The sequence below is a fragment of the Paenibacillus sp. BJ-4 genome (assembly GCF_020404765.1).
In the GTDB taxonomy this organism is placed as follows: domain Bacteria; phylum Bacillota; class Bacilli; order Paenibacillales; family Paenibacillaceae; genus Paenibacillus.
In genome coordinates this window covers 39,676-56,904 of sequence record NZ_JAIVEM010000076.1, presented here as the reverse complement: position 1 = coordinate 56,904, position 17,229 = coordinate 39,676, and the positions used below count along the sequence as shown (strand labels likewise).

The window sequence follows — 17,229 nt, the reverse complement described above, 5'->3', positions numbered from 1 at the left end:
GATCTCACCTCCTATTTCTTCAGCTTCGGATCAAGCGCATCACGCAAGCCATCGCCAAACAGGTTGAACGCAAGCATAATCAAACTGATCAAGCCTGCCGGGAAAAGCATACGCCAAGGATAGTACATCCATCCTGTCAGAGCTGCTTCAATCATTGAACCCAGCGACGCCCGAGGAGCCTGTACCCCTAATCCAAGGAAGCTCAGGAATGCCTCGGAAAAAATAGCACTTGGAACTGTCAAAGTCAATGTGACAATGATTGGTCCCACGGCATTAGGCAGCAAGTGACGGAACAACAAACGGCCTGCACTAGCACCCATTGAACGGGAAGCAAGTACAAATTCTCGGTTCTTAAGTTGTAGCATCTCACCACGTACAATCCACGACATGTTGATCCACCCCGTTACACAGAGCGCAATAATAATGGTGGTAATACTTGGCTCCAGCACAACGAGCAACAGGATTGTAACAAGCAAGTAAGGAATGGAATATAAAATTTCAGAAAATTTATTCATGATTTCATCAACGCGACCACCAAAGTAACCCATAATTCCACCATAAATAACACCAATCAGCAAATCAATCATTGCTGCAGCCAAACCAATAATCAAGGAAATCCGAGCGCCCATCCAAGTACGGACAAACATATCACGACCCAAATCATCTGTTCCGAACCAATGCTCCGCCGAAGGAGGAAGATTGGTGCTCAACAAATCATTCGTGCGGTCATCGTATGGCGAAAGCATCGGACCAAATATCGAACCAAGTACAATAAGAAACAGAATGCTTAGGCTTGTCATTGCCAGTTTGTTTTTACGAAGCCGTTCCCAAGCATCACGCCAAGCGGATAAGCTTTCACGCTGAATAACTTCAAACTGCTTTTCATCCGCTCCGATTCTCTGAAAGTCTTCCGGTTTTACCTGAAGCTTTTCCAAATTCACAGCATTATCTTTCACAGACATAAAGTTATCCCTCCTTCCCGCCAGTAAGCTTAATCCGCGGATCAATAAATCCATATGCAATATCTGTAATAAAGCGTGCTACCATCAATAAGATACCGTAAAAAATAGTTACTCCCATAATCATCGTATAATCACGGGTTGTAATACTATCCACAAATACCTTACCAATACCGCCGATTCCGAAAATCCGTTCAATAACAACTGAACCGGTAATAATATTTGCAGTCATTGGACCTACATAGGTAACGACTGGCAGAATGGCATTCCGCACTACGTGTTTAAACATAATAGCAACAGGCTGCAAACCTTTAGCCTTGGCAGTCTTAATATAGTCTGCATGAAGCACTTCTAGCATACTGGAGCGTGTCAACCTAGCAATAAACGCAATCGGCTGAGCTGATAGCGCAGCGACAGGCAGGACGTAGTCCAGTGGACCATCAAATCCCATAACATTAAACCAACCCAAATTCTGAGCGAAATAATACTGAATCAGAGACGCCAAGACAAAGCTGGGAACCGCAATCCCCATAATTGCCAAGATCATCGCAATATTATCAATAAGCCTGCGATGGTATAGTGCCGCTAGCATACCTAGCAAAATACCGACAATAATCGACACGATTATAGCAACAAAACCTAATTTAAGCGAAACCGTGAAAGTTTGCCCGATAATGTCAGTTACACTTTGATTCAGCTTTTTCATGGAAATACCAAAATCACCTGAAGCAATATCACCTAAGTATTTAAAATATTGAACATATACAGGCTTATCCAGCCCATATTGCTCCATTAACCGGGCTTGAATCTCAGGAGAAGTCGCTTTTTCACTCATGAAGGGGTTACCTGGAATTGCTTTCATGAGAAAAAACGTCGCAGAGATCAGAATGAACAAAGATAGCAACATGTAGAAAAATTTACTGATCAAATAACGCGTCATTGCCCGTTTACACCCCCCATAAATTTTTTTCGACACCATTCGATTTTATCGAAATAGAATTGGACTGTCCAATCTACTTATTTGCATGGTTACATGATGATGGAAAAGACTAGAACACACAAAAAAAACGGGATATATATGGTTCAATCCACATATATATCCCGAAGTAACTATCAAACTTCAGAATTGAGCTTCAGTTACTGTGTAATATACGCTCTTGTGAAGTCAATGGCTCCACTAAAGTCAAGCGCGATGTCTTTTACATTCGGTTTCGTTAAAGAAACATTTGAATAGTAGTAGATCGGAAGCATTACCATATCATCTTGAACCAGAATTTTCTCCGCTTTCGCAAAATCTTCCATACGTTTAGCTGGATCAGTTTCTGTCTTAGCAGCTTGAATCAAAGCATCGTATGCAGGGTTAGCGTAACCTGCATTATTGTTACCATTGCCTGTTGTCCACATATCCAGGAATGTCATCGGATCATTGTAGTCAGCAGACCAACCGCCACGGGCAATTTGGAAGTTCAATTTGTTACGATTTTGGATAAATACGCTCCATTCTTGATTTTGGATTTTGACGTCCACACCAAGGTTTTTCTTCCACATGTCAGCGATTGCCAAAGCAATCTTTTGGTGACTTTCTAAAGAGTTATACAGAAAAGTTACCGGAGGAAGTGAAGTTATCCCTTCTTCTTTCATACCTTCTTGAAGCAATTTTTTCGCTTCAGTGAAGTCTTCTTTGAAGTAATCATCTTTATGCTCCGAACGGTATTCCTGAGAAACAGCTTTGATACCTGGAGGCACAAAACCGTACGCAGGAATTTGGCCACCCAATGTCACTCTGTCAACGATTGGTTGACGTTCAATAGCCATCGCAAACGCTTTACGAATTTTAGCATTGTTAAATGGTTTTTCAGTTACATTAAACAGGTAGTAATACGTACTTGCAATCCCTTTTGCCTTAAATTCGTTAGGCAGTTCTTTTTTCACAGCCGGAATTTGGTCGGTAGGAATTTCACCGTTTGGCATACCCGCATAATCAAGTTGTCCACTTCTGTACGAAGCCAGCTCTGTTGCACCGCTGTTTACAAGGGACATCGTAATTTTATTCAGCTTGATTTGGTCTTTACCCCAATAGTTTTCACTTTTGGTGACTTCGATCTTTTGACCGCTGTCCCAAGCTGTCAATTTGAAAGGTCCATTAGTGATCATGCTATCTTTCTGAACAGCCCACTTGTCATTTCCTTTAATAGAAGGATTAACAGGATAGTAAGTGTAGAAAGAAGTCAATCCGAGGAAGTAAGGAGTTGGGTTTTCCAACTCTACTTGCAATGTATGGTCATCAACAGCTTTGACACCTACATCTTTAAAGTCTGTAATTTTAGTTCCTTTATAGGATTTCGAAGTGCTCAGGTTGTAGCCCTCAGCATTTTTGATATAGTACAATTGGTAAGCATATGGAGGTGCAGGGGCTGTGGAAGGATCCAATACCCGTTGCCAAGCAAATACGAAGTCACTTGCTTTGACCGGGTCGCCATTGCTCCATTTTGCATTATCACGAAGCTTGAACGTATAAGTTTTGCCGTCATCGGAAATTTTCCAAGATTCAGCTACGCCAGGAATTTCTTTGCCATCAGGACCCATACGTACGAGACCTTCATACAAAGTTTTCAGAACCGTGTTAGTTTGACTATCCTGAGCTTGTGCCGGATCAAATGTTGGCGGTTCGGAAGAAAGGTTAATGCGCAAAATTTGTTTGTCGGCCGGAGCCGGTGTAGTTGATGCATTTTCTTGTGCGCCCTTACCATTGGTATCGTTCTTGGCGGAGCCACAACCTGCGAGCAGTGCGCCAACTGCAAGAACGAGTGTCAAAAGGACTAAAAAGCTTTTCCTTTTCATCTAGCGTTTTCCCCCTAGTTCTAAAGTGGTATATGTTTATAGATTATACAACCAGCGGTCAAAAAAATCTACATTACATTTCTTCAAATTGAGCTTTTTTTTCAAAAAAACATGATTATTTCATATTTTTTAAGCTTTTTATGTCACATTATATCACATGGTATTGAATATATTCTTAAATATACCAACAACAGTCAAGAAAGCATACGCCAACGTCATAGCTATAAAAGTTAATCTCCAGACCGCTCTACATAACCTTTTACCATCGACCTTGCCTTTTATACGATTTTGGGCACCCCCAATTAAACCCAGCGCCAATAATAAAAGAAGTAAAATCAGATAAAAACCGAAACGAGATGTAAAAATGACGTTAAAGAGTGCCGCGACGGAAAGGATTAGAAAAGCTGTGGTAATATCCATCGATGTAAGCAACGCCTTCTTCTTTTCCATTTTAAGAATATAGCGACAAACCACAAATACGATCAGAAACGGAAAAAAGGGAAGAATACTGAATGTGCTAATGGTACCTTGTATAATACTCAACTGATCACCCCTCTTTTAGCCGCATGCCTTCAATTAATTGCCACAATACCTCATGAGTTGGTGCAGTAACCCCAGCCACTTCTGCCATCTGCACCAGCTGCCCGTTAATAGAAGCAACTTCTGTCATGGAGTGTGCAAGCACATCGGCCAGCATGGACGAATGGTTTTCTGCCGTTGCCCGGCAAACATTCATAATTTGGTCCCACCAACTGCCATCCCAGTGAATACCGTGTGCTTCATACACTTGTATGCCTTCATCATAAAGCTTGCGCATCATATGTAAACGAACAGGGTCCGAAAGCAGCTCGCCATTACGAATTCGCCATATCGCCGTCAGCGGATTGATTACGGCATTAATTAACAACTTGCGATACATACCATTCTCGATTTCTTTCGACAAGCAAACGTCAAATCCTGCTGCCAGCAGCCGATTTAGCACGTATTGTTCAAAATTCCTGTTCTGCGCCTTCTCCTGTTCCTCAGACCAGCCAATTTCAGTAACACCCGCGCCAGCATGTACAACAGATGCGGCTCCCTGCCTTTTGGCCCCTTCAGTCGTCACGGCAGGGTATAGCACAGCTTCCGGCCAAGCCTGTCTAATACGTTCTATATGTCCGATTCCATTCTGTAAACAAACGATTCCCGTTTCTCTTTCCGTCTTAGCCACAGGCAGAATCTGCTTTAATACTTCCTCAATGGCCCCCTGTTTGGTTATTAGTAAAATCCATTGTGTAGCAGTATGCGAATTTAACCGTTGCCAATCTGCCAATGGAGCTACCTGCAATCTATCTCCAGGCACATGGACGGCTGTCTGCCCCTCCTTATCAAACACAGTAATTCCATCACAAGCAATGATACGTGCCTGTTCGAGTGTTCGTGTCCACAATTTCACTTCGGTACCTGAAGAAGCCAGTCTCCCAGCGAACAATAATCCCAGCGAACCCGCTCCAATAATATCAATCACGTTTGTATCGTCTCGCTTCCATCTTTTTTTCTACTATATCATATGCACTCCAAAGAAATACAAAAAACGCCAACTACGGCAAAGCGCGAGTTGACGTTTTATATAAGATTGTTGATGTAATCTGGCTACTCAATGCGCTCCAGATTCCCATTGGCGTCCATTTTGAATCTGGATTTAAGCTCATCCTCATCCTCCGTGATTAAAGCCAAGCGTCGTGCTCGGTCCATAATCTGAATCAGGGCTTTATAATCATCATTTACGACACGATAGTCGGTTTGCACTTCGTTGACTTCCTTGGACAGCCGGTCATTAATGGAGCGGAGCTGATTCAATTCTTCTTCCTTTTCCCGCAAATCTTTTTCCAGCATTTTAATCTGTCGGTTGGTTTCCTGCACAGTTCCTTTCCATTGACGCAAAAAGCGAATCACCGCATCAATGGATAACGTATCCTCACTCGTTCCATCCGTTCTGTATCCCCCTTCGACCGTATCAAGTGTGGCAAAAGCCGCCACCTGTGATACCCCCACTGGGTTCTGCTTGCGGATATAACTGCGTTTTTGACGCTGTGCTTTGGCAATGCTAATTGCTTCATCGTAACGTTTACGCACGCAACTGTTCCAGCGGAAGCCGCATGCCGCGGAGGTTCTTCCAATTTTTTGTCCAACCTCCTCAAACGCAGCGAGCTGTGTACCGCCTTCCCGGATATGACGCAAGGTCACCTCCGCCAATATCAAATCATCTTCTGCACTCCATGCATCTTGTCTTATTGCAGTCATGCTTCTAGCCCTCCTAACAACATCCTGAAATAACCGTCTTCATGAACCGATCTTGCCGGTATTTGAATAGGGTATAAAAGCTGTTTATTCATTCCTATGCCTCTCGTAGAGTTCATAGAATCTATTTGATACTAAATTGTATTTCCATTTCTGCAAGAACTCATACGTGAACGCAAACAGTTTTGGGTTTCAAGCATGCACCGACTGCTGTACAATAAATGAATGGTTAAAGAATGGGAAAGGATCATATACATTATCATTAGTATTTTTAGGGAATATAAAAGGGGAAACCAAATGAACAAACCAATAAGAATCATATGCTGTACCCTGCTGATCATCATTATGATGCTAACTTCGATATATGTGCGTCCTATTCTGGCTGCGCCCTCCCAAGAGGCAAACCAGATTTTACAAGATAGCCTCACCATTATTGAAATAGACCATGAAATTGAGCGTATCAGCCAGGAACAAGAGGCCCTTATACAGCGTCAACAGGAACTACGAAGTAATCTCATCACACAGCAGGAGCAGATGGCCTTGCAACGAAACCGTGCCGGGTCTGTGTTGCGCTCTTATTATATGGGAGAACGGGACAAGCTGCTCAGTGTAGTGCTGGGGGCCAAAAACCTAAAACAGCTTCTCTCCCTGTACGATTACTACTTGTTATTGATTAGTCACGATCAGGATGTTCTTCAGGAATATGAATCCAATGTTCAGACTATGCAGAAAACAGAGCAACAAGTCACTCAGGCCTCGTTGGAATTGGAGACGGTCAAAACAAACTTACTGGAGCAACGCAAACGTATTGTCATGCTTCAGTCGCGTGTAAACGAAGGTGTTAGCGCCAGTAAAGATCCGGATACTCTACGCAAACTGATCAGTGAAATGACAGCTTACTGGGAGAATGTAGGCGTCTATGAGGTAAATAGACACTTCAAAGCACTCGCTCAGGCTATGCAGGATTTACCTCAATTTATTCAGCAACAGCAAGGAGCCATGATAACGAACGGCAAAACCATTACGATAAATATTCGTGAGGAAGATTTTAACCGTTTCCTGAAGTCTGAAAATGAATTATTCAATCACTTCAACTTTTCTTTCAAGCAGGACCGTATTGTAGTAGAAGGCCAACAGGGAACGATGAAATTGATGGTAGAAGGACACTATACCGTAGAGAACGAACCGCAAAATGCAATTTTATTTCATGTGGATCGCCTAGTATTTAACGGGCTGGAACTGCCGGATACGACCCGTAACAAGCTGGAAAATGATTTTGATCTGGGCTTTTATCCACAGCAGCTTATTTCGTATGTTAAAGCTACAGAAGTTCACACCTTAGCGGGAACACTTGAGGTTAAGCTCGAATTAAGCCTTAAGTAAGACAAATAATAAAAGACCCCGGGACGTTCCCGAGGTCTTTTATTATTGATGATGGCACTATGAATCTTATAGCAGATCGGCAGCCAGCTGTGCGAGCTTGGAGCGTTCTCCTTTTTCCAGCATAATATGCCCGCTAATCCCTTCCTGCTTGAACCGTTCAACCACATAGGTTAAGCCGTTACTGGCAGCATCCAGATATGGGTGATCAATCTGCTCCGGATCGCCCATCAAAATGATTTTGCTCCCCTCGCCCACCCGAGACACAATCGTCTTGATTTCATGGCGGGATAGATTCTGAGCCTCATCGATAATAATAAATTGCCCTGGTATCGAACGCCCGCGAATATAAGTAAGTGCCTCCACCTGAATACTGCCCAAGCCCATCAAAATTTTATCAATATCGCCTGATTTTTTGGCATCAAACAGATACTCCAGATTATCGTAGATCGGTTGCATCCACGGGCGAAGCTTTTCATCCTTTTCTCCCGGTAAATAACCGATATCCTTGCCCATAGGAACAACCGGCCTGGCAATCAGCAATTTCTTGAAACGATGCTCATCCTCTACCTTAAGCAAACCTGCTGCCAGTGCCAGCAAAGTTTTGCCTGTACCCGCTTTTCCGGTAATCGTCACAAGCGGGATGTCGTCATTAAGTAAAAGCTCCAATGCCATCCGTTGTTGAGCATTACGTGCGCTGATTCCCCACACCGATTCGTTACTTAAATATAAAGGCTCCAATCGCTCCGCATCCTGGTTTACCTTCAATAAAGCCGATTTTCCAGTTCCCATTTGATCTTTCAGAATCACAAATTCATGTGGATACAGCGTGTAAGGTACATTCAGTGATCTGATTGATAAAAACCGATTGGAGTAAAATTCATCTATGATGGACGGATGCACCTGGATGGCTGAATACCCGGGGTATAGCTCGCTTAGATCACCTGTTCTATCGGATAAATAATCTTCGGTCAGCAGTCCCAACACATCTGCCTTGATTCTGACTAGTACGTCTTTACTGACCAAAACGACCGAACGCGGTTCTGGTTGCTCCTGCTCTTCCAGATGATAGTTCAAAGCGACTGCCAAAATCCGATTATCGTTCGAAACCTCCCCAAACATCTCCTGAACTTTCAAAAAGCTCCGGTGGTTTAACTCAACCTTAAGTCTTCCACCTTGGGGAAGTGGAACACCACTATGCAGATGACCTACTTCTCTCAATCCGTCCAACAATCTTGACACATTGCGGGCATTACGTCCAATCTCATCCGCGTTGCGTTTTTTGGAGTCGATTTCTTCTAGAACAACAGCTGGAATTACAACCTCATGTTCTTTGAAGGTAAAAATGGCTTTCGGATCATGCAGCAGCACATTCGTATCCAGCACAAAAATTTTCTTCATATAAATCCCCTCCAAAGCGGCGTGGACAATCTCGTGTTTCATACCTATACCTATTCACAGGTTCCCCAATACTTGCTGATTCCCTGAAAAAAGACCTCCTCAGGAGTATAGAGCAGCGAAAAGCTTGCAGCTCAGCATAGCCTCAAAGCCTGTACCATCTCAAAATAAACACAAAAGGCCCAGTGATCATCACTGGACCTAACTTATTCCTTTCATTTCCACACAGAAACAAGGGACGATATTTGATTCCAAACAGTTGCCCATATCCAAACGGCATACTTGGTGCACTACATATTCAGACATACCTCAACCCCCTTATGTCATATAAGTGCTTTTACTCGCTGCGAGTATAACATAAGAGGGAAGAAAGATACATACTCAGGAATTGGAAGAAGTTGCAGTATTATCACTTGCTTTTTTTGCCAATTCATCTTGCAGTGCTTGTCTTGCCGCATCAAGCTGTTGCTCATCAATATATACATAAGGACTACGCCATGTTCCAGCTACCGGATTGTATTTCACATTTTGCTTGGAAATATTCCAGTAGGTTTGTACGATATTTTTCATTTGCTGTGACTCAATATCTGTCGTCATATTTTTATCAACTGATTTAATAATTGCGCTAAATTTGGTCAAAGCATTAAAGGATTGCATTTGGTCAATCAGAGAATGAAGCACCTGATTTTGTCGACGGTTGCGATCAAAATCGTCAGATTCAGCCGTTCTCGGACGACAATTCGATTTACGGTAACGAACAAAATCAAGAGCCTGTTTACCATCTAAGTGCTTGGCTCCAACGGTCAGGTTAATGTCCGTGCCATCTGCACGGTCACGATAACACATGTTTTTATCAACCGTAACATCTACACCACCCAAATTATCCACAACATCTCTAAAGCCCTGAAAGTTAATAACTGTCACATAATCAATATTAATGTTTAAATATTTGCCGATCATCTTCTTCATTTGCTCTTCGGCGACCTCACCAGATTCTTTCTCTCTGGCCTTAAATACTGGATAATACTCATTCAGCTTGCGTGGTTTATATCCATCCATCTCCAGACGTGTATCACGCGGCAAGGACACAATGGTAGACGATTTAGTATTGGGATTCAATGTGGCTACCATAATAACGTCTGACAAATAAGTCGGATGATCAGGGCGGTAATCGGTTCCGAGTAATAAAATGGTCAGAGGCTTAGCTTCTGCCAATTCCGTTTGGGGTACTTCTCTGTTGATCCCCGTATCCAAAACTTCCTCTACCTGATTATAAATATAGTAGGTATAACCACCTGCTGCCAAGATACCTATAATGAGCAGAAACAAGACAAACTTCATAAACGATCTGAAAAAACTTTTTTTCTTTTTCGCTTTTTTCTGTTTGGGGGACTTTTTCCCGCTTTGTGTCCGGGGAGGCAATCCGTTCGAAAGATTACTCATGCTTCAACACCTTTTCCTGCGTTTTGAGAAATACTCCAAGTTTATCATCTTAAAACACATACAGCGGCGCATCCCATTCCCGGGCGTCGCCGCTGTGGCCAAAGACCAAACCAATTAATTACGCATTTGCTTGTGCTGTTTTACGTTGTTTCTCCGCACGTTCACGCTCACCCTTGTTCAGGATCTTTTTACGCAAACGAATGGCATTAGGTGTAATTTCGCAATACTCATCATCATTCAGATATTCAAGCGCCTGCTCCAAAGAGAAAATACGAGGTGTTTTCAGTTTAACTGTATCGTCTTTTGTTGCAGAGCGAACGTTGGTCAATTGTTTTTCTTTACAAATGTTAACGACAATATCGTTATCACGTGTGTGCTCTCCAACGATCATACCCTCATAGATCTCAGTACCTGGCTCCAGGAACAAAATACCGCGATCCTCTACGCCCAGCATTCCGTAAAAAGTGGAAGAGCCATTTTCGGTAGAAATGAGAACACCTTGATGACGACCACCAACTTGACCGCCAACATATGGGCCATAGTTATCAAATGCATGGTTCATTACACCGTAACCACGAGTCAATGTCAGGAAGTTTGTAGTGTAACCGATCAGACCACGAGCAGGAATCAGGAATTCCAAGCGAACCTGTCCGGTACCATTGTTGATCATATTAACCATTTCAGCTTTACGGGAACCCAGGCTTTCCATAACTGCGCCCATGCTTTCTTCCGGAATATCAATGAGGAGACGCTCGATTGGCTCCATTTTCTTACCGTCAATTTCCTTAACGATAACTTCCGGTTTGGACACTTGCAGTTCGTAGCCTTCACGACGCATGTTTTCAATCAGGATACCCAGATGCAACTCACCACGTCCAGATACAATGAAAGCGTCCGGGCTGTCCGTTTCATCCACACGCAAGCTGACATCTGTTTCAAGCTCTTTCAGAAGACGTTCACGTAATTTACGGGATGTTATCCACTTACCATCGCGACCTGCGAATGGGCTGTTGTTAACCAGGAAGGTCATTTGCAGCGTAGGCTCATCAATTTTCAGTACAGGCAAAGCTTCGGGATGACTCGGATCAGCGATGGTTTCACCGATATTAATATCCTTAATACCCGCAATCGCCACAATGTCACCCGCACCCGCTTGATCGGTTTCAATGCGTTTCAGACCTTGGAAGCCGAACAGCTTCTCAATACGTGCTGATTTGCTGCTGCCGTCACGCTGCATCACGGTAACCGCTTGTCCCTGCTTGATGATACCGCGGTTTACACGACCTACGGCAATCCGGCCAAGGTATTCGTTATAGTCCATCAGAGTTACGAGGAATTGAAGAGGCTCATCTACTTTTTCAGTTGGAGCTGGAATATGATCTACAACGGTTTCGTACAATGCCTGCATGTTATCGTCTTGTTTTTCGGCATCCAGACTGGAGGTTCCGTTCAGCGCCGAAGCGTACACTACAGGGAATTCCAATTGCTCATCATTCGCACCCAGCTCGATGAACAGATCCAGCACTTCGTCAATGACTTCTGCTGGGCGAGCTGCCGGACGGTCAATTTTGTTCACGACAACGATAGGGGTCAGATTTTGTTCCAGCGCTTTACGCAGTACGAATTTCGTTTGCGGCATGCAACCTTCATAAGCGTCAACGACCAGCAAAACGCCGTCAACCATTTTCATAATCCGTTCCACTTCACCGCCAAAGTCGGCGTGTCCCGGTGTATCTACAATGTTAATCAGATAATCTTTGTAAGTGATAGCTGTATTTTTAGCCAAAATCGTAATACCGCGTTCACGCTCCAGATCGTTGGAGTCCATGGCGCGCTCCTGAACAGCCTCGTGTTCTCTAAAGGTTCCAGACTGTTGAAGCAGCTTGTCGACAAGCGTCGTTTTACCGTGGTCGACGTGGGCAATAATCGCAATATTGCGAATGTTTTCTCTTGCATGCATGGTTTGTATCCATATCCTTTCCGTATATCAAAATAGTGTCTCTATCCTGAAGTAATGCTGATTCAAGGCTAACAATCGTTCTTCAGGCCCACTCCCTGCCAGCCTCCTATATATTTTAGGCCTTATACAGACAGCTTCTCTCTCCGATTCGCGTGAAAACCTTAAAATAAGCGTCAGAAATCATTCCGACGCTTTTATCATATCCATTATATTATAGTTGAAATATGTCATAAAGCAAGACATTCTTCCCTGTACCGTAATTTACCGCCATGAAATCTGCACCGCTTGTCGTACTACCATTTACGTTTGCCACGGTTGTTCACGACCAGCCAGATTCCAGCCCCGATCAGTAAAACTGCAATAATATAAATAATGCCTGTTCTTAACAGGCTAACCATCAATAAAATCACCGATACCAAGCCTAAAATGATACCACCTGTGTATACATTACGAGACAGAGATAAATCATTAATGGCGTATTCCCACAATCCGATCGCCACACCAAGAAGTAACAAAGGCCACAGGTAGGCCATTAAATGCCAGCCCCAGGTGTTACAAAGAGAAAATAACAGGCCATAAATCGTCAAAATTCCTGCCGGCAGCAACATAAAAGAGGATACTTTACGCATCATGTACATTGCATGCAACACAATTCCTGGGATTAGAATCAGCAAGGGCCAAAAGGTTCGTCCCAAAAAGGAGAATGCCCCTAGTTTTCCCAACAAAATAATCAGTCCTACGGCAACAATCCCCACTCCGATTATACGCTCTTTTCTGGAATTCATCGTGGTCTCCTTTGCTTGCTGAATTTGTTTGTGTTTTTTTAATGTGATTGTTTTTGAGTGTATTTTTATGAATATAGCGTATTTACAAAAACCGAGCAAAATCCCCGGCATCTGCAAAACCCTATGTATAGTTTAGCCGATGTTTTCCAAAAAAACTACGTTCAAATGTGGCGGGCTCGCAACTGACGATAGGTTCCGAAAATGATAACTATTGCGGCCAACAGTCCTGGCAACCATGCATGTAAAACTTCCCCTGCACCCGCTAACCATACACCCAATCTGGAATCCCGCAGCAGCATTTCTCCTGCCGTGAAGGCTAAAATTGCAGACCCCAGCAAAACAAGTATAGGGAAACGGTGAAGCCAGATCGCAATAATGTTGCTGCCCCAGACGACAATTGGAATGCTAATCGCAATGCCGATGACAATAATAGCGATATCTCCATTCGCAAGTGCTGCGATAGCTAATACGTTATCCAGACTCATTACAAAATCTGCTACCAGGATCACCTGTATAGCCTTCCATATGCTGGTTTCAGCTCTTATTCCGACATGATCCTCATTGTCGTAAAGCAGTTTAAACGCAATCCATAACAGAAGTAGACCACCCGCTGCTTGAATAAAGGGTATGCGCAGCAAAATGACAGCTACAAAAGTCAACACACAACGCAAGCCAACGGCGCCGATCGCCCCCCACCAAATAGCTTGGCTCCGCTGTCTTGGAGGCAAGTTTTTGCTCGCCATAGCAATAACAACCGCATTATCACCGCTTAATACCAAATTGATCATTAATATTTTTAACAGCAAAATGATATGCTCCATGTGTACAAACACCCCCATCCTACTTGTATGCGAAACAGGAGAAGGCTATGCTTGTCAATTTTGTTGAGTAAAAACCTTGAAATCAGCAGTGAACAGCAATATAATTAATCGTATTTCCGAAAAACGGGTATTAATATACACAGAGTAATGATTTTGGGATGCCAAATCAGGGAGATGAGAACAATTGACATGTCCGGATTTCAGTTTTTTTGGCTGCTGCTTAATGTGATATTCATTGACCTTCTGCTCGCAGGAGATAATGCAATTGTAATTGGACTTGCCGCCAGGAAGCTACCACCTACAACGCAAAAAAAAGCGATTCTGTATGGTACCGGAGGTGCTCTGCTCATTCGCATAGCAGCCACCATTGTGGTGCTTTGGTTGCTTCAAATACCGTGGCTATTACTGATCGGTGGTGTAATGCTAATCTGGATCGCGTATAAGCTGCTGGTGGATCAGGAGGATCACACCGAAGTCAAAGCCGGAATCACTTTGTGGGGTGCTATTCGCACCATTATTATAGCCGATGCGGCCATGGGTCTGGACAACGTGATTGCTGTTGCTGGCGCTGCCCAGCAGCATTTGGTACTCGTGGTGCTTGGTCTGCTGATCAGCGTGCCGATCGTTGTATGGGGAAGCACGCTTTTTATCAAGCTTATTAATAAATTTCCTTGGATTATCTATTTAGGATCAGCCGTGCTTGGTTATACGGCCTCTAATATGATTACCGAAGAACGTAAGCTTGAGCCGTACTTTACTGCGCATCCTGCATTGCGTATCCTGTTTATTGCCTTTATTACGGTTGGCATTTTACTCACAGGGTATCTTCAGAACCGCAAAGCCATATCCAACCGTGAAAAAGCCGTTTTAAAATAATTAAAATCCTTCATAACTCAAATCAAAAAAAGGCAGACCATTCACTAATGGTCTGCCTTTTTCATGCCTTAAAACCAATCTTCCTGTACAACTTCTTCCTTGCGGCCCTCCATAGACCCACCCGCCTCAAGAACGACAGTCTCGGTTGCAGCCACAGCCTGCTCAATCAAGGCATTTAAATCCCGAATAGAGGCTTCAATCTTTTGAACAACCCACAAATTGGGATTGGTCGTCGGGGATTTGGGAACAAACAATGTGCAGCAATCCTCATAAGGGAGAATAGATAGATCGTAGGTTCCAATTTGCTTCGCGATTTCCGTGATTTCCTGTTTATCCATCATGACGAGAGGCCGCAGCAAAGGCAACTCCGTCGAACGGCCGATCACATTCATACTGGATAATGTTTGACTGGCCACTTGACCCAAACTGTCACCCGTTACAAGTGCCAGTGCTCCTTCACGCTCAGCCAGCATCGTTGCAATTCGCAGCATAGATCGCCTCATGAGCGTAATAATGAGATTATCCTGGCCAGTGCGTGTAAAAGCGGTCTGCACCTCCGTAAATGGTACAAGATGGATCTTAATCCGCCCTGCATAGCCAGCCAATACTCTTGCCAAATCAATAACCTTTTCTTTTGCGCGCTCACTTGTAAACGGATAGCTATAAAAATGAACACATTCGATTTCCAATCCTCTGCGCATAGAAGACCAGCCTGCCACAGGGCTATCGATTCCACCGGATAGCAACAGCATGGCTTTGCCGTTCGTACCTAGCGGAAAGCCTCCTACAGCCGTAATAACATCGCTAAATATATAAGCTGCCTGTTCTCTGACCTCCACACGTAGCTCAATATTCGGTTGATGCACATCGACCTTCAGCGCCGGAAACTCCCGCAATATAGGGGAACCAATCAAGTGGTTCATCTCATGTGAAGAATGAGCAAACTCCTTCCACACTCTACGGGCATTTACCTTGAAAGTTGTACCTTCTGCCACATTCAGTTCACGCATCAAAGCTACAGCAGACTTAACTATCGCATCAAGCTGGGCAGGAGCCATTTTGACAGGGCTAATTGTGGTGATACCAAACACTTTTTTTAACACTTGAATGATCTGCTCATAGGGCTCTCCTCCGAGAACCACATAAATTCGTCCAAATTCCTTCCGTAAAGAAGCGCCGGGAAACGGCTTGAGCACCAGCTTTACGTGATTCAGTACCGCCTTTTCAAAACGAGTACGATTTTTCCCTTTTAATGTAAATTCGCCAAAGCGAAGCAATAGCATATCATAATGCATTTTAATGTTTCCACCTTTCAAGGGATTCCAGCTTGGCTACAGCCTGCCTCAGCGCAAGTATAAGCTCATCGATATCCTGTTCTGTATGCTCGTCTCCGAAACTGATACGAATGCCGCCAGACGCCTCCAGCTCACTGCATCCCATCGCCAGCAGCACCCGACTGGGCTCGGCCAATTTCGAAGAGCAGGCCGATTTGGTTGATACCGCTACACCCAATTGCTCCAGCGTATGCAGCAGCACCTCAGCTTTCATACCCGGATATGAAAAATGGACAATATGCGGCGCTTCCTCCCCGCTGTTCAGCCGCAGTTGAGGGATCGTCTTCACTTCTGCTGCCACCCGATCTCTCCACTCAGTTATACGCTGTGCTGTCTCAACTTGCCGTTCGCCCGCAAGCCGTATCGCCTTGGACATACCAACAAGCAGTGGTACATTTTCCGTACCTGCACGCAAGCCCTGCTCCTGAGAGCCGCCACTCAGCAGTGGGGAAAGCTTCACACCTTCCCGAACGAACAGCAGCCCAGCACCCTTGGGTCCCCGTAGCTTATGCCCAGAGAGACTGTACAGATCAGCCTGCCAGCCCCGAATATCAACTGGAAGCTTTCCATAGCCCTGTACACCGTCGACATGAAATAGTACACGCGGGAACTGTTTCTTGAGTGCAGCCCCGATGTCTTGCAAAGGTTGTACCCTTCCCGTCTCATTATTAACATGCATGATACTAACTAAAATCGTATCTTTACGGACGGCGTCACATACCTGCTTAGCACTGACGTGCCCTTCCGCGTCAACGGGCAAAAACGTAACTTCAAAGCCCAGATCTGTCAACTGTTTGCATGCCTCATACACAGACGGGTGCTCTGTCGATACAGTAACGATATGTTTGCCTCTGGCTTGATATTGTATAGCTGCTCCCTTAATGGCCAGATTGTTGCTTTCAGTTGCCCCGGATGTAAATACAATCTCCGCCGGATGCACTCCCAAAGCCATAGCGCATACTTCCCGGGATCGCTTAAGCAGCTTATCCGCATCCTCTCCATAACGATGCATCGAAGATGGATTGCCATAATGGCGTCTCATGACCTCGGCAATTGTTGTAATTACCTCTTCAAAAGGCGGAGTTGTCGCGGCATAATCAAAATATCTCATAAAACTCCCCTTTCTTCCCTGCAACTGCTGCAACAAAAAAA

15 protein-coding genes are annotated in these 17,229 nt (G+C 44.2%); 2 read left to right on the top strand and 13 right to left on the bottom strand.

Going from position 1 to position 17,229, the window contains the following annotated elements; genetic code table 11:
* Positions 1-11 precede the first annotated feature (11 nt).
* The 6 genes from LCF57_RS14465 to LCF57_RS14440 form a co-directional block, all read right to left on the bottom strand.
* On the bottom strand, positions 12-962 hold the full coding sequence (locus LCF57_RS14465; protein ID WP_226001320.1) for an ABC transporter permease: 951 nt from the start codon (positions 960-962) through the stop codon (positions 12-14).
* 4 nt (positions 963-966) lie between these two features.
* Positions 967-1,899 (bottom strand): ABC transporter permease, encoded by a 933-nt coding sequence (locus LCF57_RS14460; RefSeq protein WP_226001319.1) that lies wholly within the window; start codon positions 1,897-1,899, stop codon positions 967-969.
* 197 nt (positions 1,900-2,096) lie between these two features.
* On the bottom strand, positions 2,097-3,800 hold the full coding sequence (locus tag LCF57_RS14455; protein ID WP_226001318.1) for a peptide ABC transporter substrate-binding protein: 1,704 nt from the start codon (positions 3,798-3,800) through the stop codon (positions 2,097-2,099).
* Positions 3,801-3,953: 153 nt separating this feature from the next.
* Positions 3,954-4,343: a DUF3397 domain-containing protein gene (locus LCF57_RS14450; RefSeq protein ID WP_226001317.1), complete on the bottom strand. Its 390-nt coding sequence runs from the start codon at positions 4,341-4,343 to the stop codon at positions 3,954-3,956.
* Positions 4,344-4,347: 4 nt separating this feature from the next.
* Entirely contained in the window at positions 4,348-5,307 is a 960-nt protein-coding gene (locus LCF57_RS14445) for a ketopantoate reductase family protein (RefSeq protein WP_226001316.1), read from the bottom strand.
* A gap of 125 nt (positions 5,308-5,432) precedes the next feature.
* Positions 5,433-6,083, bottom strand: a complete 651-nt coding sequence (locus LCF57_RS14440) for an RsfA family transcriptional regulator (RefSeq protein ID WP_226001315.1) — start codon at positions 6,081-6,083, stop codon at positions 5,433-5,435.
* Positions 6,084-6,377: 294 nt separating this feature from the next.
* Between LCF57_RS14440 and LCF57_RS14435 the strand changes: the two genes are divergently transcribed.
* Entirely contained in the window at positions 6,378-7,463 is a 1,086-nt protein-coding gene (locus tag LCF57_RS14435; protein WP_226001314.1) for a hypothetical protein, read from the top strand.
* Positions 7,464-7,529: 66 nt separating this feature from the next.
* Here the strand turns inward: LCF57_RS14435 and LCF57_RS14430 are convergent, their stop codons facing one another.
* The 5 genes from LCF57_RS14430 to LCF57_RS14410 all read right to left on the bottom strand — a co-directional run bounded on the left by LCF57_RS14430 (position 7,530) and on the right by LCF57_RS14410 (position 13,867).
* Entirely contained in the window at positions 7,530-8,861 is a 1,332-nt protein-coding gene (locus LCF57_RS14430; protein WP_226001313.1) for a PhoH family protein, read from the bottom strand.
* A gap of 378 nt (positions 8,862-9,239) precedes the next feature.
* Positions 9,240-10,301, bottom strand: coding sequence for an LCP family protein (locus LCF57_RS14425; protein WP_226001312.1), 1,062 nt, complete (start codon positions 10,299-10,301; stop codon positions 9,240-9,242).
* Positions 10,302-10,419: 118 nt separating this feature from the next.
* The gene (typA, locus tag LCF57_RS14420; protein ID WP_226001311.1) at positions 10,420-12,261 is read right to left on the bottom strand and encodes a translational GTPase TypA; all 1,842 of its coding nucleotides are present in this window, start codon (positions 12,259-12,261) and stop codon (positions 10,420-10,422) included.
* A gap of 293 nt (positions 12,262-12,554) precedes the next feature.
* Complete coding sequence (locus tag LCF57_RS14415) at positions 12,555-13,046, bottom strand: hypothetical protein (protein ID WP_226001310.1); 492 nt, start codon at positions 13,044-13,046, stop codon at positions 12,555-12,557.
* 161 nt (positions 13,047-13,207) lie between these two features.
* Complete coding sequence (locus LCF57_RS14410; protein WP_226001309.1) at positions 13,208-13,867, bottom strand: TerC family protein; 660 nt, start codon at positions 13,865-13,867, stop codon at positions 13,208-13,210.
* A gap of 174 nt (positions 13,868-14,041) precedes the next feature.
* Between LCF57_RS14410 and LCF57_RS14405 the strand changes: the two genes are divergently transcribed.
* On the top strand, positions 14,042-14,743 hold the full coding sequence (locus LCF57_RS14405; RefSeq protein WP_226001308.1) for a TerC family protein: 702 nt from the start codon (positions 14,042-14,044) through the stop codon (positions 14,741-14,743).
* A 68-nt stretch (positions 14,744-14,811) separates the two neighbouring features.
* On the opposite strand, the gene thiI is transcribed toward LCF57_RS14405, so the two are convergent.
* Positions 14,812-16,038, bottom strand: coding sequence for a tRNA uracil 4-sulfurtransferase ThiI (gene thiI / locus LCF57_RS14400; protein ID WP_226001307.1), 1,227 nt, complete (start codon positions 16,036-16,038; stop codon positions 14,812-14,814).
* A 1-nt stretch (position 16,039) separates the two neighbouring features.
* A complete protein-coding gene (locus tag LCF57_RS14395) occupies positions 16,040-17,188 on the bottom strand; it encodes a cysteine desulfurase family protein (protein ID WP_226001306.1) in 1,149 nt (382 codons plus the stop codon).
* Positions 17,189-17,229 lie beyond the last annotated feature (41 nt).